This window comes from Nocardia sp. NPDC050630 (genome assembly GCF_044457245.1).
GTDB lineage: Bacteria > Actinomycetota > Actinomycetes > Mycobacteriales > Mycobacteriaceae > Nocardia.
The window spans coordinates 1-20,590 of sequence record NZ_JBITGN010000022.1; the positions used below are offsets into that span (position 1 = coordinate 1).

Annotated in this window: 17 protein-coding genes and 2 pseudogenes; 8 read left to right on the forward strand and 11 right to left on the reverse strand. The window is 65.3% G+C overall.

The features are described from left to right. Positions 1-694 precede the first annotated feature (694 nt). Positions 695-1,327: a nucleotidyl transferase AbiEii/AbiGii toxin family protein gene (locus ACIBG0_RS35165; RefSeq protein WP_397038680.1), complete on the reverse strand. Its 633-nt coding sequence runs from the start codon at positions 1,325-1,327 to the stop codon at positions 695-697. Continuing rightward, complete coding sequence (locus tag ACIBG0_RS35170; RefSeq protein ID WP_329408028.1) at positions 1,327-1,656, reverse strand: hypothetical protein; 330 nt, start codon at positions 1,654-1,656, stop codon at positions 1,327-1,329. The genes ACIBG0_RS35165 and ACIBG0_RS35170 overlap by 1 nt, the downstream gene beginning before the upstream one ends. 100 nt (positions 1,657-1,756) lie before the next feature. On the opposite strand from ACIBG0_RS35170, the gene ACIBG0_RS35175 reads away from it, so the two are divergent. Further along, positions 1,757-2,518 carry a class I SAM-dependent methyltransferase gene (locus ACIBG0_RS35175; protein WP_397038682.1) on the forward strand — a complete coding sequence of 254 codons (762 nt, stop codon included), beginning with the start codon at positions 1,757-1,759 and terminating at the stop codon, positions 2,516-2,518. A 237-nt stretch (positions 2,519-2,755) separates the two neighbouring features. Further along, positions 2,756-2,941, forward strand: a pseudogene (locus ACIBG0_RS35180) (FAD-dependent oxidoreductase); the annotation flags it as partial. On the opposite strand, the pseudogene ACIBG0_RS35185 reads toward ACIBG0_RS35180, so the two are convergent. The 7 genes and pseudogenes from ACIBG0_RS35185 to ACIBG0_RS35215 all read right to left on the reverse strand — a co-directional run. Further along, a pseudogene (locus tag ACIBG0_RS35185) lies at positions 2,939-4,174 on the reverse strand (hypothetical protein); the annotation flags it as partial. The pseudogenes ACIBG0_RS35180 and ACIBG0_RS35185 sit on opposite strands and share 3 nt — an antisense overlap. Positions 4,175-4,544: 370 nt before the next feature. Then, the gene (locus tag ACIBG0_RS35190) at positions 4,545-5,021 is read right to left on the reverse strand and encodes a nitroreductase family deazaflavin-dependent oxidoreductase (RefSeq protein ID WP_397038684.1); all 477 of its coding nucleotides are present in this window, start codon (positions 5,019-5,021) and stop codon (positions 4,545-4,547) included. 35 nt (positions 5,022-5,056) lie between these two features. Beyond that, positions 5,057-5,392 carry an ABC transporter permease gene (locus tag ACIBG0_RS35195; RefSeq protein WP_397038686.1) on the reverse strand — a complete coding sequence of 112 codons (336 nt, stop codon included), beginning with the start codon at positions 5,390-5,392 and terminating at the stop codon, positions 5,057-5,059. A 2-nt stretch (positions 5,393-5,394) separates the two neighbouring features. Further along, complete coding sequence (locus tag ACIBG0_RS35200) at positions 5,395-7,233, reverse strand: FtsX-like permease family protein (protein WP_397038687.1); 1,839 nt, start codon at positions 7,231-7,233, stop codon at positions 5,395-5,397. A 184-nt stretch (positions 7,234-7,417) separates the two neighbouring features. After that, positions 7,418-8,167, reverse strand: coding sequence for an ABC transporter ATP-binding protein (locus ACIBG0_RS35205; protein ID WP_397038688.1), 750 nt, complete (start codon positions 8,165-8,167; stop codon positions 7,418-7,420). Beyond that, complete coding sequence (locus ACIBG0_RS35210; RefSeq protein ID WP_397038689.1) at positions 8,130-8,756, reverse strand: TetR/AcrR family transcriptional regulator; 627 nt, start codon at positions 8,754-8,756, stop codon at positions 8,130-8,132. Before ACIBG0_RS35210 ends, ACIBG0_RS35205 begins: the two co-directional genes overlap by 38 nt. Positions 8,757-8,867: 111 nt before the next feature. Next, positions 8,868-10,241: a chloride channel protein gene (locus ACIBG0_RS35215; RefSeq protein WP_397038691.1), complete on the reverse strand. Its 1,374-nt coding sequence runs from the start codon at positions 10,239-10,241 to the stop codon at positions 8,868-8,870. An 80-nt stretch (positions 10,242-10,321) separates the two neighbouring features. On the opposite strand from ACIBG0_RS35215, the gene ACIBG0_RS35220 reads away from it, so the two are divergent. Beyond that, positions 10,322-10,813, forward strand: coding sequence for a MarR family winged helix-turn-helix transcriptional regulator (locus ACIBG0_RS35220; protein ID WP_397038693.1), 492 nt, complete (start codon positions 10,322-10,324; stop codon positions 10,811-10,813). A 1,716-nt stretch (positions 10,814-12,529) separates the two neighbouring features. Here the strand turns inward: ACIBG0_RS35220 and ACIBG0_RS35225 are convergent. Next, positions 12,530-13,393, reverse strand: coding sequence for a PaaX family transcriptional regulator C-terminal domain-containing protein (locus tag ACIBG0_RS35225; protein WP_397038695.1), 864 nt, complete (start codon positions 13,391-13,393; stop codon positions 12,530-12,532). Between the two features lie 89 nt (positions 13,394-13,482). Between ACIBG0_RS35225 and ACIBG0_RS35230 the strand changes: the two genes are divergently transcribed. The 3 genes from ACIBG0_RS35230 to ACIBG0_RS35240 all read left to right on the forward strand — a co-directional run bounded on the left by ACIBG0_RS35230 (position 13,483) and on the right by ACIBG0_RS35240 (position 16,555). Beyond that, positions 13,483-13,710, forward strand: coding sequence for an alpha/beta fold hydrolase (locus ACIBG0_RS35230; RefSeq protein WP_397038697.1), 228 nt, complete (start codon positions 13,483-13,485; stop codon positions 13,708-13,710). 307 nt (positions 13,711-14,017) lie between these two features. After that, complete coding sequence (locus ACIBG0_RS35235) at positions 14,018-15,652, forward strand: amidohydrolase (RefSeq protein WP_397038699.1); 1,635 nt, start codon at positions 14,018-14,020, stop codon at positions 15,650-15,652. Positions 15,653-15,724: 72 nt separating this feature from the next. Continuing rightward, the gene (locus tag ACIBG0_RS35240; protein WP_397038701.1) at positions 15,725-16,555 is read left to right on the forward strand and encodes an alpha/beta fold hydrolase; all 831 of its coding nucleotides are present in this window, start codon (positions 15,725-15,727) and stop codon (positions 16,553-16,555) included. A gap of 375 nt (positions 16,556-16,930) precedes the next feature. Here the strand turns inward: ACIBG0_RS35240 and ACIBG0_RS35245 are convergent, their stop codons facing one another. After that, positions 16,931-17,899: an AraC family transcriptional regulator gene (locus tag ACIBG0_RS35245; RefSeq protein ID WP_397038703.1), complete on the reverse strand. Its 969-nt coding sequence runs from the start codon at positions 17,897-17,899 to the stop codon at positions 16,931-16,933. Positions 17,900-18,047: 148 nt separating this feature from the next. Between ACIBG0_RS35245 and ACIBG0_RS35250 the strand changes: the two genes are divergently transcribed. After that, positions 18,048-18,773 carry an alpha/beta fold hydrolase gene (locus ACIBG0_RS35250; RefSeq protein ID WP_397038705.1) on the forward strand — a complete coding sequence of 242 codons (726 nt, stop codon included), beginning with the start codon at positions 18,048-18,050 and terminating at the stop codon, positions 18,771-18,773. Positions 18,774-19,251: 478 nt separating this feature from the next. Further along, a complete protein-coding gene (locus ACIBG0_RS35255; protein WP_397038707.1) occupies positions 19,252-20,154 on the forward strand; it encodes an acyl-CoA thioesterase in 903 nt (300 codons plus the stop codon). The last annotated feature ends 436 nt before the right edge of the window (positions 20,155-20,590 follow it).

Below are 20,590 nucleotides of genomic sequence, written 5' to 3' on the forward strand. Positions count from 1 at the left end.
TTCTCGCCCTCGCGCAGCTTGCGGATGATCTGCTCGGGGGTGTGTCGTCGTCGCGCCATGTCGTGATCTCGTCCTCCTGCACCCATTCTGGTGCACCAGAACTCTCACAACCGCTGGACCTGCTCAAAGGGCTCCAGTCAGTCAAGGGGTTTCGCCTCCGTGGCTGAGGCACTCGACCGCACGGCCCAGGTGCGATCAGCCACACCGTCGGGTGCGTGAACGATTTCGCGAGGTATTCGATCACGCCGAAGAGACAGCCCACCACCAACGGCAGGTTGTGTAGCCAGGGAAAGTTAATTTCCCGGTCGAGCGTATGCGAGGCACCCACGTGTGGCAGGGCAGAATCGTTCTTGGATGAGTGCGGTGGGTGCGGCGGCGATTTCGCAAGGGTTGGCTTCCACGTAGGTTGGGGTGGTGCCACGGGATTCGGCTATGGCAGCCAGCGCCTGCGTGGGCAGTGGCGTAGCTGAAGGTGTGTTTTGTCCAGGCGCAGATTGACCTTGGGCTCCGCAAATGACGAGTTACTCTACGCTGCAACGGAAGTAATCCCGCTCGATCCTAAGAGGCGACTCCGCAGCACATCGGTCGGGTAGCGTGCGGATGCGCCACGGCGCGGATAAGGTTCGGCGATCTGAAGACCGGGGCACCCGGATTCGTGCCGAACTTTCGTATGCAGATAGACGCGACTAGCCAATCAGCAGGTCAGTTCGTCTTCCCATTCGGCGTAGCGGCGTCGCATGGCTGTGATGTTTTCGATCGTGACTTCGTAGGGTGTGAAGTCGCGATCGGGCATCTTGTGGAGGTAGGACAGTGATTCGGCGAACATACGCCGATCAAAGCCTGGGTTGTGTTCGATTGCGACCGCGATGAGCTGTTCGCGTGTGTAGCGTTCGCTGACGAGGACCGCATCGACGTCCAGGTAGTCTCTGGGTGCCCACCGGTTGAACAGGGCGTCCATCTTGCCGGCCACGGCGTCGTCGGGATGTAGGACTGGTCCGACTTCGAGCAGCATTGGTGATCTGGATCGCCAGAACACGCCGAGATCCACTTTGCAGGCGTGTCCGTCTGGATACGTGACGGTCATCTGTACCAGGTCGGGAGTTCGGCGAACGACGCTGACCGTAAGCCCGGCGTGTTCGAATGCGGCGGTCACGTCATCGGCCACGTCGCCCGGTGTTCCGCGTCGGTCGGAGAACAGATCGACATCCTCCGATGGTCGTGATCCCATGCCGTGCAGCGCGATTGCGTGGCCGCCGCCGAGTACGAATCCGCGGTTGCCGACCGAGTGCAGTGCGATGCGTGCCAGTTCGTGTTGGCGCGGATCCATCAGGCAGCGGCTCGAAGCTGCGGGAACTTCCTCTCCCAGAGGGCACGGACCGGCCGCGCCGGCCGCATCTGTGGCCAAATGGCGACGAGCAGGCGCCCGCTGATCAGTTCTCGCAGATGACGATCGGTCCCCTCTTCCAGGACGATCTTGTACACCGCGGTCCGGTCGTAGGCGTCATCCAAGTCGAACTCGGTTCGGCCGCCCCATGCCAGCTCAACGGGCAGTCGGAGCACACCGTGTTCAGGCCCGTGTAGCTCGGTCAGAGAGTCGACGACCTCATAAGGTCTGACCTCCGCGAAGCTGAACGGTGCACCGGCATGTTCGGACATGCCCATAGTCTGCCGGACATCCGGCAGCAGGTAAACCAACCCCGAACTGCGGTTCCGGCATCGACTCGGCGGCGGTCGGTGCAGGGGCGATGATGTGGGGATGACTAGCAGCTCACGCGCGCATTCGTTCAACGCGGCCGCTGACCAGTACGCGGCCAGCCGGCCTTCGTACCCCCCTGCGCTCTTCGATTTCATCGAACAGTTGACGAGCCGTCCTCTGGCGGGTGCCCGCGTCGCCGATGTCGGCGCGGGCACCGGAATCGCCACCGCGCTGCTGCGTGGCCGGGGAGCTCATGTGATCGGCGTTGAGCCGGGCGACGCCATGGCTGCCCAGTTTCATACCTTGCTGCCGGATGTGTCGATCGTGAGAGGTGACGGCAATGCTCTCCCTCTCGCGGACGCCTCCCACGACCTTGTCACCTACGCGCAGTCCTGGCAGTGGACCGACACCACCCGCTCGGTCCCAGAGGCGCTGAGGGTCCTGCTTCCGGGCGGTGCGCTCGCGATCTGGTGGAACACCACCGCCTTCGACGTGCACTGGATCAATGAGCAGCACCTGCGGATCGCGTATCACTGCGGAGTGAAGCCGACGTCTCGAGCGCGTCCTGACGACGGCGACGCCATCCGGCTCGCGGGCTTGTCGGGGCTGCGAGTCGCGCGCCGCCAGGTGCGGTGGAGTCGTGTGGTCTCGCTCGACATGCACCTTTCCAACATCACCAGTCGTTCGGCATTCCTTGTGCTTGTCGAGGAGGACAAGCGCGCCTTTCTCTCCGAGGAGCGGAGGCGACTGCGGAAGATGTTCCCTCGCGAGGCGGTGGAAGAGACCTATGTGGTTGATCTGCTGTTGGCCACCCGTCCGTGACTTGCCCGGTATCCGGGGAGCGCAAGGACGGTCAGCCGACTCCGGCGACGGCGGAGTCGCCGAATCTCGGATGTCTTTCTCACTGCGGGCGCGAGAGCGTTCACGCTGTTGGGGGCGCCTTGGCTCAGGCCAGGGTCGTCGAGTTGGATTCGTCCGCTGGGGCGGGAAGGGTGTGCTGGAACCGTCGGCCGGGCAGCGCGACCAGACCTGCTACGGCCGCCGTAGCAGAGCGCGGCGACCATCATGCAACTGCGGTTGGACACCTGGTCCCGTGCCCGGGTCGGCCTAGTCGGCGACGCCGCGCACTGCCCAGGCCCAGCGGTCGGCGGCAGCACCAGCATGGCCGTGGTCGGTGCCTATGTTCTCGCGGGTGAACTCGCCGCTCACTCCGGCGACTACGCCGCCGCGTTCGCCGCATATGATGGACACGATGGTCAGCACGCATCCGATGGCGACGCCTCGGGTGCGGACGAGCCAGACCGCGGCGGCCCCTAGCGCCGCGACCGCCGCGGCGGCGGCGAGATGCCGCAGCACATCGTGCGGGTCCGCGGAAAACGAACGCACGAATAGCAATCCGATCAGCACACCCGCGGCGATCCCGCGTTTGCGCCAGTGCGCGAAGCTGCCGTAGCGGCTGAGCAATACGCACACCAGCACCAGTAGTGCGAGAGCGACCATCGGCAGCACGCGTGCCGGCCACCGTAGTGGCCCGATGCGGCCCGGCCCGGCGCACCACATCAGTACCGCTGTCGCGAAGAGAGTGACCCCGCTGAGCTCGCGCGCCGAGGCTCGAGCTGCCCGCCAGTCGATGAACGCCAGCGCCGGAATAACGAACCAGGCGATATAGACCATCGGCAGCGGCTGCACATATCCCCACCAGCCGGTGAACGCGGGCACGGTACTGGGCAGGCTCGCGTTCAGCGATTCCGACCACGGCACGGTCAGAAAGGGGTCGTTGAGAATTCGTTCGTTTCCCCGCCAGGTCACCGGCGAGGACAGCATTCCGGGCAGGTAGGTTTCCAGGCCAGCCAAGCCCGCGCATCCGGCGGCGAGTAGCAGCCGCAGCGATGGTGCCCACCGCCGCTGGTAGATCACCTCACCCACCGCGACCGCGACGATCATCAACGCGGATTCGACTGCGGGAAACACATATTGGACCGAGATCGCCAGATACAGGAAGACAAAGACCGGAATCGGTCCACTACGACCCCGCGCGTAGCGGACCGCCGACGCCCAGGCGTGCACCATCCACGCGGTACCGGTGAGCGAGGTTGCCCAACTGGCCTCGTCGAAGAACAGGAACCATCCGCTCAACGGGAAGGCCACACCCGCGACCGCGGCCCATTGCGGGCGGGCGCTGTAGACCAGGCAGATCCGGTAGGCCCCGAGCGCGGCGATGATCGAGAACATCAGCTTCACCACGGTGACGTAGAGGGCGAGATTGTCGACCGAGGGCGCGATCAGATCGACCAGCAGTTGCGGCGGGTTATAGAGGCCCGCCTCTTCCATCGAGTAGTTGCCCGACATCCATTCCCATGGCACGAGCGCGGGGAAGTGGCCCGCGCGCAGCTGCCTGCCGAGCATCACCCACATCGGGCCGTACTGGGATTCGGTGTCGTCGGTGTAGAAGTGGCGGGCGTTGGCGAGCAGCACCATCGCATAGCCCGTGACCACACCTAATGCGGTAATCGCCCCCCATCTACCCACGTCTTTCCGCGATTCGATTGCCGCGCCAGCCACCACGAGCTCCAGACCCTACCGGAAAGAGGCACTCTGCAACAGTTGCTATATGCATATTTCTCGGGCAGTCGGCGGCGCAGCGAGACCGACCGCACACCCCGCACCGGCCTGGCAGCACCGTCGTGATCCGGGGCCATCGCACCGACGTCGCCGTGCTACTGCCGCCGGCATGATCACCGCGGACATGCGCCCCGATAACCCGGTATCCGGGAAATTCCGCTGCCATGTCGACGACCTCATGATGGAAGGTATGACCACTCGCCGCGAGGTCCGTGCCCGATCGTGATCAGGACGCGGCCCTCGATACGTTCAGCCGTACCATCGGCAGCGTGTCGACCGGTCTGCCGGTTGCGTGTTCGATGGTCTCGCGCAGCTTGTCCCAGGCGCCGGGGTGGTGGTGGATGTAATGTTCGAGCGCGGTGGACGATTCGTCGTTGGTCATCGGAGTCGCGGTCGCGGCGAGGTTGCGTCGGATGCCGGTGGAGATCCGGACTTGTGGATGTGCCTGGATATTGCGGTACCACTGGGCTTTCGTGCCGAATCCGGAGACGATGACGAACTCGTCGGGCGCGGGCCGGTCGACGACCTCGAGTACGACGAATCGGCGTTCGCCGGATGTGCGCCCGATGTGTTGCAGCATGAGCATCCGTGTGCCGAACAGGAATCCGAGCCCGGCTCGGTAGAGCCAGATAGGCGCTCGCACCAGCCATCGGGTCTGCAGGGCTCGGGCACCGAGCTGGGTGGCGAGGTTCGGTGAGGCCATTTTCGTTCTCCTCCAGTAGGTTTCAGCAGCCGGGCTTACTGGGCTCGTTCCCGCACGATGCGGGCGAGGTCAATCCGTTCGACGAGTCGGGCGGCGGGTAGTTGGGACAGTGCGGCGGCAGCTAGGACCGCGGCGATCGCGAGTAGCGGTGGTCCGACGCCGAGGGATAGGTGCGGACTGAACATGTCGCTGTTGAACGAGCGCAGGAACGCTGATGCGGCAAGGACTCCCGCGGCCAGTCCGACGGGAACCGCGAGCAGGGTGGCGGTGAGGTTTTCGGTGGCGAGTGCGGCGGTGAGCCGACGCACCGGCACGCCCGCGGCCCGCAGTGTGGCCAGTTCGGTGGTCCGTTCGGCGAGGTTGACCGTCATGGTCACATAATCACGGTGAACGCCAGCACCGCGCCGAGTATCAGCATCACCACGATGAAAACCCAGAACAGTCCGAGGAATTGGTCGGCCTGGTTTTCCAGGGCGTGCGTGTCGGTGTAGGCGAGGACACCGGGCAGCGAGGTGATCGACGCGCGCAGCGCGTCCCGGTCGGCGCCGCGGTCGAAGCGCACCAGGTAGCCGCCTAGGCCGACTCCGCCGATCTCGTGAGCGGTGTCGCGGTCGGCATAGAGGAAGGTGCCGAGGGGTTCGTCGAGAAAGCCCGCGACCGGTACCTGGTGTGGGCTGCCGAGGGCGGGTGTCACGGTGACGATGTCGCCGACACCGATGCCGAGCTTGTCGGAAAGTGGTGCGCCGGTGAGTATTCCGTCGGTGGGCAGGGTCCTGGTGCCGCCGCCGGGGGTGCGGAAGCCGTGCATGGTCGTGTCGGGCGCCAGGCCGTTCAACGTGGTCGTGTACGACTTACCGTGGGCGGTGACGGTGATCGGGGTGACCGTAGTCGGCTCGACGGCAGCGACCCCAGGCGTCTTTCGAAGGTCGGCGGCAAGGTCGCTGGTGCCTGCGTCGGTCAGTACGGTGGCGTCCTCGCGTTCGATCTGATGGAACTGGATGTCGAGCATGCTGCGCATACTGGTGAGCATGCCGACCGAGGCCAGGATCAGGATCAGCGCGAGAACGGTCCCGGTCATAGTGGCCAGCGTTCGGCGACGGCTTCGTGACAGTGAACGCAACGCCATCCGCGCCACCACCGGCATCCGATACCAGCGCGCGTACAACCGGGTGAGCGGACCCATGCGAGGTGCGCGGATACCGTCGCCACGCATCGCTTCGGCCGGTGCAGTGCGGGCAGCGGCGATCGCCGGGGCCAGTCCCGCGATGAGTCCGGTGAGCAGGCCGAGTGCGAATCCGGTGAGCGCAGTGGGGATTCGGTGGGCGACGACGGTGTCGGGAATGCCGATCGCGGAGGTATACGCCGCGGTGACCGCGGAGGTGGCGACGAACCCGCCGAGGACACCCAGTGCGGCGCCGAGGGCCGCGATGCCGACGCCGTAGCTGACGTAGTGGCCGATCACCGTCCGGCGGCGGGCGCCCATCGCGAGCAGTGTGCCGATGATCGGGCGTTCGGCCTGGACCAGCCTCGTAATCAGCACGTACTCCGCGATCGCCGCGGCCGCCAGGAACAGGGCCGGGAATCCGACGGCGAGTTCGGAGAATCCGTTGAGGTCTTCGTGCAGTGTGGCGTCGGAAGGCTGATCGGCCTGGGGCGCGACATCCAGTGCGCCCGCCAATCGCAGCGTCGATGCCACGGTGTCGCGCTCGGATGCCGTTGCCGTGCTGGTCATTTCGACCAGCGTCTGATTCGGTCGCGGCTGTCCGGCCAGGCGCAACGCTTCGGCTTGCGGCGCGTAGACGACCGCGAAAGCGTGCGGGTCGCCGAGCACGTCCTGGCGATCGCGGGCCGGCCACAGGTATTCGGCCGATCGAGCGATCCCGGAGACGGTCACCAGATGCCAGGCGGTGCCGTCGAAGATCTGCAGTCGGCTGCCCACCTTCAGCGCGAAGGTATCGGCGCCGTGGTGCTCGACCACCACATGGTCGGGATGGGCGGAGTCGGGGAATGTTCCGGCGGTGAGGTCGATGTCGTTCACACTCGGTGCGGCCACGTCAGGTAGCCCGACAACGCGCCCGAGGAGTTTGGTGTCGCCGATCGAGAACGGGACATCGGCCTGGGTGCGCACCGTGACCCTTTCCACGCCGCCGACAGCCTGCACGGCCGCGGCGATGGTCGCCGGATCACCCCCGGTGGCGGTGAAGTCGGCCAAGTGCAGCCGACTATAGGTGTGCGGTACGAAGTTTCGAGGTTTCGGAACGAGTCGTAACTGGCGATGAACAGCAGCACACCGAGCAGCACCGTGGCGGCGATCGCGGCGACCTGTGCAGTGCGGCGGCGCAGGTCGCGCAGCATCTTCTTGGACAGCACGCGATTCGATGCCAGGAGCACACCGATCACCACCTGATGGTCGCGGCGTCGACGGGGGCGGCGTTGGTGTCGGCAGAGACGATGCGGCCGTCGCGCATACGGACCACGCGGTCGGCGATCTCGGCGGCAACCTCGTTGTGGGTCACCATCACCACACCGCGGCCCGCGCGGCTGGTGCGCTGCAGCAACCCGAGTACACCGCGTCCGGTGGCGACATCCAGCGCACCGGTGGGTTCATCGGCCAGTACCAGGTCCGGGTCGGTCGCCAGCGCACGCGCGATCGACACCCGCTGCTGCTGACCGCCCGACATCTGGGCCGGGAAGTGATCCGCGCGGTCGCTCAGCCCGACCGCCGCCAGCAGATCCGGAACATGGCGGCGCTCGCCGCAGCCGGTCAGCTCGACGATGACCTCGACATTCTCCCGCGCGGTCAGACTCGCGATCAGATTGAAGAACTGGAACACGAAGCCGACGTGATCGCGCCGGAACGCCCCGAGAGCCGCCGGGTGCTTTCCCGAAATATCTTGGCCCGCAACGATTACCGATCCGCTGCCGGCTGATTCGATGCCGCCGATGATATTGAGCAGCGTGGTCTTGCCCGAACCGTTGGCGCCGAGTATCGCCACCAGTTCGCCCGGTGCGACGTCGAGGTCGATATCGGTGAGGGCGTGCATGGCGGCCTCACCCTGGCCGTAGGTCTTGCACACTGCGTGCAGGCGGAATCCGCCGCGCGGTCGGTCAGTCGTCGCAGCGCTCGCATTCCTCTGTTCGGTCACCGGAAATTCCTTCGCTATCTGGGATTTCGGTCAATCCCGCCGCCCGGAGCAGCGGGCCGGTCACGTTCACCGCGCGCAAGGTGGGGTCTATGAGGCGGTGCAGGATCAGGCCGTCGACAAGTGCCAGTACCACCGCCGCGGTGGCCTCCGGGTCCACGGTCGATCCCTGCTCGCGCAGCCATGCGGTCATCGCGGCGCGCGCTTCGGCGACGAAGCGCCCCAACTCGATTCGCAGCCGTTCATGGCGGGTGGCGGCCAGCATCATCTCGCTCATCGCCACCGTTGCCGTGTCTGTCCCGGTGTAGGAACCGATCGCGATGAGCATCTGCGTCATCGCGGCAGGTCCGGATGCCGCGAGCACCCCGGCCATCAAGGCGTCGTATTCCGTGCGTGCCAACTGCAACGACGCATCGACCAGCAGGTCGGTCACCGACGGGAAGTGGTAGTGCACCAACCCGGGTCGCACACCCGCGCGTTCGGCGACCATCCGAGTGGTCACCGCACCCCATCCCTGCTCGGCGATCAGCTCAACAGCCGCCGCCATCAGCTTGGCGCGCGTTTCCTGTCCCTGCTCAGCCGCCGTAACCACGGATTTCCTCCCATCGGAGCCCGTATTGGGCAATCGCCTTGGGCGGTTACCCAATCAACAATAGTAGCACTATGCAACAATTGCTATAGGCAATTTCGGGTGATCGGCCTTTCAATGCGCGCGTTCGACATCGGTGTCGTCTCGCGACACAGTCCGCGTGCAGATCGTGTCCTTCGACAACAGTCGTGCCGTGAGAGTGGCCATCGTGACCGCGGCCAGCAGTGGCAGGATCCTCGGGTATTCGCCGGTGAGCTCGAACACGATGGTCACCGCTGTGATCGGGGCGCGGGTGGCGGCGCTGAGCGCGGCGCCCATGCCGATCAGGCCGTAAGCGCCTGCGGATGTGGTGGTGTCGGGCAATAGATGATGGGCGATATCCCCAAAGGCGACCCCGGCCATCGTGCCGATGAACAGCGTCGGTGCGAACACGCCACCGGAACCGCCGATGCCGAGGGTTAGGCTGGTCGCAAGCATCTTTGCCACCAGCAACACCAGCACCAGACCGATGGCGTAGCGGCCGCTGATCGCGGCCTCGAGCGCTGGATAGCCCACCCCATACAGCTGTGGCAGTGCCAGCAGCATTGCCCCCAACGCCAGCCCGCCCACCGCGGGACGTGCCCACTCCGGTCCTCGCCACACCCGATCGCACAGGCGTCGCACCAGAAACAGCACTTTCGAAAAGCACACGCCGACGACTCCGGCGGTAATGCCGAGCGTCGGATACAGGACGTATTCGACCGGATCGTGAACAGCGAACTGTGGCAGCGACAGCAACGGCTCATCGCTGCGCATCACCCGCCCGATGACACTGGCCGCCGCACTCGACAACGCGACCGCGACAACCGATTCAACGGTGTAACTGCGCAGAATCAACTCCAACGCCAGGAACGCCCCGGCCAAGGGAGCGTTGACCGCGGCCGCGACACCCCCAGCGGCCCCACAGGCGACCAACAGCCGCATCCGCGACGCGTCGAGCCGAAAGGTCTGCGCCACAGCCGATCCGGTCGCCGACCCGATCTGCGCGACCGGCCCGATCAGACCCACCGATCCACCGCCGCCGATGCACACCGCCGACGCGAACGCTCGCACCAACGTTGCCCGCGGCGCAATGCGGCCGTCGTGCTCGGCGACCGCGTGTATCACCTCGGGCACTCCATGACCGTGAGCGTCGGCTGCGAAGCGATGCAGAATGGGCCCGTACACGGCTCCGGCCACCACCGGAGCCAGCAGTAGAAACCACACATCCGGCCACGGCGTACCCGCCACGCGGTCCAACCCCGGATAGTCCGCCCGTCCGGTGAACACCCAAGTGAAGCCCGCCACCAAATAGCGGAATGCGACCCCACCGAACCCGCTTATCGCGCCGATCGGCACTGCCATAAGCGCTGCCGCCCAGGAACTTTCCCGCAGCCATCGGAGCGCCGACACGCGTTGCGGCGGCGGGATCGAGCGCCGTGCTCGCCTGCGCTCGTCCGCGCGATCCATCCTGGCAGTATGCAAAGGTTGCTATAGACAATCATTGCCAGGCGGTAAAATCTGTTCGCCCACTCTGACACAGGAGGACGATGGCGACGCCAGCCCGCTCTATCACCCAGGACTCGGTCGACGAGGTCACCGATGCCCTGCTCACCGCTTCGCGACTACTGGTGGCCATCTCGGCGCGGTCGATCGCACATGTCGACGACACGATCACTTTGGCGCAGTTCCGCACCCTGGTGATCCTCGCAACCCAGGGGCCCGTGAAGCTCGCGACCCTGGCCCATCAACTCGACGTGCAGCCCTCAACGGCGACCCGCATGGTGGAACGGCTGCTGGCCGCGGAACTGATCACCCGCCAACCGAATCCGCAGACCCGCCGCGAATTGATCATCGATCTGACCCCGCGTGGACGCGATGTTGTCGATGAGGTCACCGCGCGCCGCCGCAGCGAAATCGAAGGTGTCGTAGAGAAGATGCCGGCGGCGCAACGGCATGGACTCGTGAAAGCCCTGAACGCATTCACCACAGCCGGCGGCCAGCTCACCACAGTCGACAGCAGTCACCCGTACCTGCTGTAAACGAGCATCAGCGCCATCGACACGCTTTCGGAGAGTACGACGTCCGCGGCCACATCCCGCAGTGGTGAGCAGTGGCTCCGGCAGCCACGAGCCTTCTCGGTCGGCTCTGTGATGCTGACCATGGCTTCGGCGAGCAAGTCGGTCATCGCCGTCGAACACGGCATCACGCACAGGACGACAGGGGGCCTGGTACCGATGCATTCGGAGTCAGGCGCATCCAGCCTCGGTCGGGCGGCCGATATATCGGAGTCTGGGATCAGTCGGCGGTGATGAATTTGCCGTTGGCGGGCAGTGCCTTCCCGATCAGATCCCGACTATCTGCGCCTCGGTGGGGACACGGCGGCACCGACACGTCATCGATCGTCGATGAGGTTAGGAGGCATGGGGTCCTCGATGCTCTGCAGCAAACATTCCGGGTGCCTCAACTGTGCAACGACCGTGCGTCAGCGGGTGTGCGAGGGATCGCTCGTGCACATGTCCGTCTCAGTTGTGCCGCTGCCGTGTGTAAGAGGGGCGAGCGAACTTCTACTCGCGCACGCGGAGGTGTCACCGGTGACGGAACTGTGTGCTGCGAGCGGCTTCGCTGTCGCATTTGGGCCACGTCTGACTGCCCGAGCCAGCGGGGAAGGTGCGCGAGGAGGTGATCGAACACGTATTTGCATCAAATTTGATGCAAATACGTGCTCGAGTAATGCGCGAGAGGGGACTTGATCACAGATCTGCATCATCAATGACGCTGATTGGTGTTCAAGTGGAGGCTATTTCGGTTCGCTGGAGCATAGCATAGCGTCGCCGACAATGTTGTGATGCCCGTATTGTGTTGAATTGTAACGTTTTTCGGTACTGTGGTGGAAGTAGCTGAGTGGGGGACCGTTGTGACATTCTGTCGATTGGCTCGGGTTCGGTCTGTTGGCTGCTTCAAATGGGTTGTGGCACGGGCGGAATCATTGATCGGAATGTTCTCCATTGTGGTGCCGGTCGCGCATTGTTGGCGACCGGCACCGTGGTGATTAGAGGGTCATGGGGTGCGGTTCGTAGGTGAGTAGGGGGTGGGGTTCCTGGGTGAGTGCTGTGAGTGCTGCGGCGATTTCGTGGAGGTTGGCTTGACGTAGGTGGCGGTGGTGCCGTGGGTTTTTCGGGTGTGGTGGCCTGCGTAGGTGCGGGCGGTGGCGTAGCCGAAGGTGTGTTCTGTCCAGCCACAGGCTGACCTGGGCTCCGCAAATGACGAATTACTTTACGTTGCAACGGAAGTAGTCGCGCTCGACCTTAAAGTGCAACTCCGCAGCACATCAGTCGGGTAGCGTGCGGATGCGCCACGACGCGGATAAGCTTCGGCGATCTGAAGTACGCGGCACCCGGATTCGTGCCGAGCTTTCGTATGCAGATAGACGCGACTAGCCAGTCAGCAGTTCAGTTCGTTTCCCATTCGGCGCCGCGGTGTCGCATGGCTGTGGTGCGGTTGAGCAGGGCCTAGAGGCGATGTCCGCATTCGACGGCGGCTGAGGCAGTGCGGCGGGTCAGTGGGCGCCGGTTGAATTCCAACGGCATCCAGGAACTGCACGCAGCGCATATCGTCGAAGTGGCGATCGTCACGTAGTTGCGGCACCGATGTGTTCCATGTCGAGATGTCTGGTTTGTCATGGACCTCGGTAGTTTGGCCGTTACTCACGCGACTCCGGTCGTATCGGAAGCGTAATGCCCGTCCGAAAGCGACTGCTAACTCTGTTGCTGTCGCCTGCCGTGGATCACCGCCAGAGCGTGCTTCTGAGCCAATGGATTCAACAATCCGTTCAATTGATCGAACAGTGCGCCGGCCGCCTCGCCGTTCCAGGCCGGAGGCAGTAGTGAGAGTGGGATTCCTGGATCGCGGTAGGGGAGTCGCCGCCACTGCGTGAGCATGGGAGCGTAGGTCTGGAATGCTTCCAGCGGGGTGACCTCCGCGTGCGTCGCCTGGTACAGCGCCGGTCGGTAGCTCTTCAGGAATTCTGCGTACAGCGTAGTGAGTTCGTCGAGGTCCCACCAGGTTCGGATCTTCGTGCGCAGGTCGCCGAAGCCGACATGGCGTCCGGTGAATATGTCCACGTAGGTGGACAGCTCGCGCCGCTCGAGCGTCGAGCGTGTCTCACGATCCAGATTTCCCGGTGCCACCCACACTCCCGGAGCGGCGGTGCCGAAACCGAGGCGGGTGAGACTCGATCGCAGCGCGTGCCGCTTGTCCCGCTCGGATTCCGGGACCGAGAACACGACCACTACCCAGCCGTCGTCCTCGGTGGCCCGGGAACGGTGAAAGATCCGCACATCCCCCTCGGCCAGTACCTCCAGGGTGGCAGGAGCGAGACTGTAACCCGCCGCTCCGGCATGGCGCTCGCTGAGCAGCACCCCGCGCCGTTTCAGCCGGGAGATGGAGGACCGCACGGCCTGTCCGTCAGCTCCGAGATCCGCCATCAGTGCGACTACTGACGCGACCGACAGCCAGTTGCCTTCCTCCCGCGCGCACAGGCCGAAGATCGTGATGATCTGCTGCGCAAGGCGCGCATCGCGACCGCCGCCACCAGGTGCTGTTTCGAGCTCCGCCGTCATATGTGCACGATACGATACGCCGTGGTTGAACAGTTAGCGGCGACGACTCGCCCGGCAACGCCCGCCGCGTGAGTGTCCCGGCACTGGTCGTGATCGGCGCGGAAGACGTGTTCGACCGTGGCGTGCTCGGCACCGAACTGGCCGAGAACCTTTCCCAGTCCCAGCTGACGGTCATCGCCGAAGCCGGTCACACCCCGAGCATGGAGAGGCCCGACGCGTTCAACACCACATTGTCGGAATTTCTGTACTCGGTTCCCTTTGTGAACCGTCTCGCAGAACGCGGTATTGACGGCGGCCCAGATTTCGCAGTTGGCTGAGGATATCCGCAAGCGCGGGTCTGCCGGCCGATCGCGATTCGCGCATCGCCGAGACTCCGATCGGTTCCTCCGCGCTGTGACGTCGATTGGAACCCTGGGCGGGGTCGTGGGCAGTGTGTCGGCTGCCGCGCGTTTCGGCCAGCGTCCGCGCGAAGTGGGCAGTCCAGCCCCCGGCGACGCCGTAGCGTTCCGGCAGCGCGTCAGCCGACAGGTGGACCTGACCCGCGGCTGCCATACCCAGCGCCCTGCAGACCCTGACGACGTGATCCACCCATTCCGAAGGCGGCAGTAGAAGGAGACCGGAAATATGGTCAAGAAACCGACGGCGGACCTGCTGGTGCAGGCAAGTACGGTGCACACCATGGACCCGGCTTCCGCGCCGGTGACCGCCCTCGCCGTGCGCGACGGCATGATCGTCGCCGCGGCGGGGCCCGACGGTGTACACGACCTGCTTGCCACCTGGCGCGGTCCGAAGACCGTCGTCCTCGACGAGCCGGGGTTGGTTGTGCTTCCGGCGTTCGTCGATACACACAACCATCTGATGATTACGGCCTCTGACGTTCTCGGGGTTCCGGTATCCGAAGCCCGCGACATTTCGCAGCTCGTCGGTCGCGTCCGCGAGCGAGCCGAGCGCACTCCGTCCGGGCAATGGGTCGTCTCCGGGGCGGCTTGGCATGAACTGCAGCTGGCCGAGCGTCGGCTGCCCACTGCCGCCGAGCTCGACGGCGCCACCACCGACCACCCGGTGCTCGTTCTGCGAGGCGGTCACAACGGAGTGCTCAACACGGCCGGCCTGCGCGCGGCGGGCATCGACCGAGACACCCCGGACGTGCCCGGCGGCTTCATCGTGTGCGACCCGGCCGGCCATCCGACCGGGTGGGTGCAGGGCGGAGCGCTCGTACGCGTGCAGAAGCTATTGCCCCCGCTTCCCGAAGTAGAACTGGCGGCAGGCCTGGCCCAGACGGCGGCGCGGTACGCCGCCCATGGCCTCGGTACCGTGCGCGACCCAGCGATAACACCGTCGGAATGGCGCACCTATGTCAAGGCGCAGGCCGTCGGGCAGTTGTCCGTCCGTAGCCACGCCATGATCTTCTCCCCACGGGAGGCCATCGAGGCCGCAGGATCGATCGACGCCTACCTGGACTTCCTCGAGGAGGAGGGGATCAAGCCGGGCGTCGGCGACGGGCTTCTGCGCATGTGGGGCTTGAAGTTCGTGCTCGACGGCGGTGTGGAGGCGGCCGCACTGGAGCAGCCCTACGCCGACCGGCCCGACTACTACGGCGAGCTCAAATGGAGTCGGGATGATCTCACCCACGCGCTGGCGACCTGCGTACAACGAGGCTGGCCGGTCGGCATCCACGTGATGGGAGACCGAGGCATCGCCCTGCTCCTCGACGCGATCCGCGAGGTCTCCGAACAGATCGGCCCCATTCCCGCGGGGAAGCTCGTGATCGAACACGGTGGCCTCATCGCCGACCGTATCGGCGACGCCGTTGCGCTGGGCGTGCACATCACTGCCCAACAGGCGTTGCTGGACGGGCTCGGCCAAGCCCTGATCCGCGCGTGGGGTACCGAACGGACCGCGGCGCTGTTTCCCTGGCGCAAGCTCGTCGATTCCGGCGTCTGTGTCAGCGCTGGCACCGACCACCCCATCGGTCCGCTCAACCCCATGCGTGCGATCCACGGCATGACGACCCGGGAGACTCCGGCTGGATTGCTCGGCCCGGAACACGCCATCGGCCGAGCGGAAGCGGTGCGCCTCTACACCGTCGCCGGAGCTCGGCTGGTCGGTGCTCCCGCGACCGGAACGCTCGCGCCCGGTTCTCCGGCCGACCTGGCGATCTACTCCGCAGATCCATTGACCTGCCCGGACGCCGAGCTGTTCGAGCTCACCCCTGCCGCCACGGTGGTGGCAGGCCGACTCGCGTACCGCAGAGAGTGACCGATCGCATAGCTCGCCCACTTTGCCTGACGATCCGTTACCCACACTTTCCCGAGACAATGGAGTTCACTCATGCCGTACCTGGAACACGCCGACGCGAGAATCTTCTTCACCGATGAGGGATCCGGGCCGGTCACCCTGATGCTGGTGCATGGGCTCGGAAGCGATTCGAATGACTGGAACTGGGTGGTACCGCTGCTTCGCGACCGGTACCGCGTCGTGACGTTCGACCTGCGTGGGCACGGCCACTCGAGCTCGTCCGGAGGTTCCACGCTCGCTGACTTCGCATACGACGCCCTCGCGATCGCCGAGCGTATCGGCTGTGAGCGTTTCGTGCCGATGGGGCACTCGCTGGGCGGGGCGATCGCCGCCCACCTCGCCGTCGAGCATCCGGAGCGCGTACAGGCTGTCATCGAAGTCGACGCGGCGTACGCGCTGCCATCGTTCGTGGTCGATCTCTGGGAGGCTGAACGCGCCCAGTGGCTCAACAAGAAAGCCAAGCTCCCGGACTTCTTCTTCACCTCACCGGTGATGCAGCCATTCCTGATGACCTGGCTGGCTCGACGCGTCGAGAGTATGGACCCTGTCTCGTTCTGGGCCGCCTATGACGGCCTCGCGAGGGGCCCCGAACGGATGTACCTCGCGTCGCCCGAGGCCGAGGCGTACCTCCGGCGCCGCGCCTGCCCGGTACTGTCGATTTCAGCCTTGCCGGGGCGCGCCGAGTGGGAGACGCCACTGTTCAACCATCCCGCCTCGCGCGCGTTGGGATGGGAAGGCTCGTCGCACTACCTACACCTGGAGCGTTATCGCGAGATGGCGGCGGTGGTGTCGGGCTGGGTAGACGCATTGACCGTGCAGGGCGCGCTCGCGGCTGGCGACGCGGAAACAGCCAGCGCACCATGAGCACCGCAGAAGCCCCATTGCTGTCGCATGAATGCTGAGGGCTGCAGCGCGACCGACTGACCAAAGGTAACGATCGGGACGCTGCGCCGGGTGGCGATCGCCCGGGGTGCGTGCCGGTTTGCAGCTGCGAGGTGTCTTCGGATCTTTACGTCTGAGTGTGGACACTTTGGACACTGGACCTCGACGGCGTTGAGAGACGGAATCGGCGTAAGACGATAACTGGGTCAGCACTGTGTGGCGGAGCGCGCAGCGGGCTCGTCCCGGCAGGCGTCACAAGCTGCCAGGGCCTCAGCTCGAGGCCCCGAGAGCTGGACACGGACCGGAAGATCCTGGGAGACCCGAGGACCTCTGCTGGCCCGCCGCTGCTATGACGGCTCAGGTCCGCAGCGTCGTCGACGGCAGCTGACCGTAGCGGCGCTGATAGTCGCGGGCGAAACGGCCCAGGTTACAAAAGCCCCACTCGTAGGCGATCTGCGCCACGTTCGTTCCGCTGTGCGGGTCGGCCTGCGCTAGCGCCTCGTGCGCGCGTGCCATCCGGACGTCGCGGACGAACTCCATCGGCGTGATGTCCAGATGCCGTCGGAACCCCTCCTGAAGGGTGCGCGGACTCAGGGAGGCGGCCGCCGCCAGCACCGCCACCGACAGTTCGGCTTCGGGTTCCCGCTCGACGAGTTCCATCACTTTGCGTAGTCCCCGTGGCAGTACGCTGCCGGGCAGACCTCCTTCGTCGGCGTCGACCACGGGATGGGTGCCCACGAGCGTCGCGGCCAGCATCCGGGTGAGCTGCGACGTCAGCAGCGGGGAGCGGGTGAACTGGCCCTGTTCGGTTGCCTCGTGCCGAAGCAAGGCGACGACGGCGAGCCAGCTGCGCGCGGCCGCCGGCGTCAACGGTCCTCCCAGTCCGAATCTGACGGTACCGCCGGACGCCAGTCCGGCCGACTCTCCGGCCTCGTCCACGAGGTGACGGGGCAGCCTGACGGTCTGCAGTCGGCAGCCTGCCTCCCAGCTCAGGGAGAACGGGCGATACGGGTCGATAGCCACCGAGTCGCCGACGGTCAGCGTCCGCTCCGTCCGCCCTGACCTGATCGTCAGAGCACCACGCAGGGGCGAGGAGACCAGGACCCAGTTCCCGAGCGGCGTCGGTTCGACCTCGACGTCGGCGCCGTAGGACAGTTGGTGAAGTGCGACCTCGCCGAGAAGGGCCTCCGTCTGCACCGCATGGAACTCCACCGGCCGGCGGATCACGGTGAGCTCGTGCGGGCAGTAGCTGGCCGCGACGCGGGTCTGCGCCTCAACGAGATCACGTGTATCGAGGAGCGTCCGCGCCCGAGTCGGCATCTGCATCTTTCTCACCTGCGTCCTGTGGCTAGTTTCCGCGTATTGGGGCCGGAGCACAAGATCGTGCCGTTCTACGGTGGCGCGACAAGACAGCGAGACCGGTCCGCGGCACCTGCGGACCCCAAGGGGCTCGCACATAAGGCGAGGAGCTTGCATGACCACCTTCGTCCTGGTTCACGGATCGTGGCACGACGGCGCACTGTGGAAACCGGTGATCGACAGACTCGAAGAGTTGGGCCACACCGCGTACGGCCCGACGATCGCGGGGCACGGAAAGGGCGTCGACAAGGCGGTGGAGCACGATGACTGCGTGGCCTCGATCGTCGACTTTGTCAACGGCGAGGGCCTCACTGACATCGTCCTGCTCGGCCATTCCTTCGGCGGCACCGTGATCGCCAGGGTCGCGGAGGAGATCCCTGAGCTGATCAGCAGACTGATCTTCTGGAACGCGTTCGTGCCCCAGCCGGGCAACTCCCTGCTCGACGAGGTTCCCCCGCACTACCGCGCCCTGTTCACGAAGTTGGCGGCTGAGTCCGACGACAACACCGTGACAATGCCTTTCCCGATCTGGCGGGAGGCGTTCATCCAGGACGTCGATCTCGACACCGCCAAGAGTACGTACGCGCAATTGTCGTCGGAGCCGTTCCAACCGTTCGTGGACAAGCTCGATCTGACCCGGTTCTACGCTCTCGAGACGCCGAGGTCCTACCTGAACGGCACCGAGGACATCGCCCTCCCGCCCGGGGAGTGGGCCTGGCACCCGCGCATGTCCAGCCGCCTCGGGATGTACCGGCTCGTTCAGATTCCCGGCAGCCACGAGGTGATGCTCAGCAACCCGACCCTTCTCGCCGAGAAGATCGTCGAGGCCGGACGGCCCTGATCCACGGCCTACCGCGCGCGGGCCGTACGCCTGATGCAGTCCTGACAGGTACAGGCGGGTACAGCGAGCGGAACTCATCTATTGACTATATTCGACGATCGTCGACAGTGCGTCATAAAGACTGCTCTGAAGTTCCAGGAAGAACTCTAATGAACGTCGCGCCCTCCGCGGGGCATCAAGAACGCTGGCATCTTTGTCCACGAAGCGATCGAAACCTAGTTCCACTAGGCCGGCTGTTTCCAGTGTTCCGACTCCGCGGAGGCGGGCGACCGGGCCGGGGTCTTGTGTGGATCGGGTTGTTCGACATGGCTACGTGCGGTCCGCGGAGCCGGTCGCAATATTGACAGATATTGACGATGGTAACTAATGCGGTATATAACAGGGTGTCCCGTGTGCGCACCAAACACCGGAACGGATGGAGCCGATCTATGAAACCCGACCCCTCCAAGCACCAGCCACGCGATTGGACGGATCGTCGATGACACGAACGATGTCGACATCAGCCATCTTCACGGCGGCGATCACCCTATCGTCGGCCGAGCCCGAGCACTTCGACCTCGCCTTCACCGCTACCACGCAGCCCTGTCCCTGGCCCAAGGCGTACGGCGGTGATCTGGTGGCCCCGGCCGCCGCGGCGGCCATGCGATCGGTGACGGATGGCAAGACGCTGCACTCGATGCACAGCTACTTTCTGCGCCCGGTCGACATCGGCGCGAGCGTCCGCTACGAGGTCGAGGTGTTGCGCGACGGCCGCGGTTACAGCACCCGGCAGGTGCGCGGCTATCAGAACGGCAAGCCGGTCTATGTATGCCTGACCAACTTCGCCGCAGGCGAGCCGAGCGAGACATTCGCGGCGGATCTGACCATTGCCGTTCCCGATCCCGAGGATCTGCCGAGCGCGGCGGATTACCTCACCGACCGCAGCGGTGGGGCGATGACCGCTGAATCGAAGGCCTACTGGTCCGGTGGTCGCAGCTTCGACATGCGTCATGTACCTGGTCCGGTGTACCTGGCAGTCGAGGGAAAGCGTATCCCGCACCAGGCGGTGTGGGTAAAGCCGTTCGACCCATTGCGTCCAGTCGACGGGTTGACGGACGCGCAGCGGGATCTGGCCGCGCTGGCCTACGTCTGCGACTACACGATCCTCGAGCCGATCCTGCGAGTACTCGACCTCTCATGGGCCAAGCCGTCGCTGGTTACTGCCAGCCTCGACCACGCGATGTGGTTCCACCGTGCAGGAGAGGTTGGAGAGTGGCTGCTCTACGTCCAGGAGGCGGTGGCCGTGGAAAACGGACGCGGTCTGGCCACGGGACGGTTCTTCACCCGCGATCGTCGTCACCTGGCCACGGTGGCCCAGGAAGGGATGATCCGAGACTTCTGACCGATGGTCATGGTCGGCGACCTGGGTAGCGGTGGCTGTCGTGGGACGGTCACCATCACCCGGGATCGTCGGCGTTGGCGTGCACCGACAGCGCGAGTGACAACTCAACGAATGCGTCGCGACCAGCGACCGTCATACCGGTCAGCTTCTCGATGCGGGGCGCAGCCGGTTCATGACGGTGTCGCGACGGCAGTGCAATCCGACCTTGCCCGGAATGATTCTCTTCGAGCAGATGGTGAGGGTGCGCAACTCGTTCGCGCACCTGCAGACGCAAGATCGGGCCGAACCGACGTGCCACGACGCGTGCTGTCAGGTCGGGACGAGTATGAGCAAGGCTCTCGGTGTAGTGCTCGTCGAGGAACCCCCTGCCCACCGACCGTGGGGGCAGGGGGTGAGCGCGGTCGAGGCGAGCTCGTGTCCAATGCCGATGTCGTCG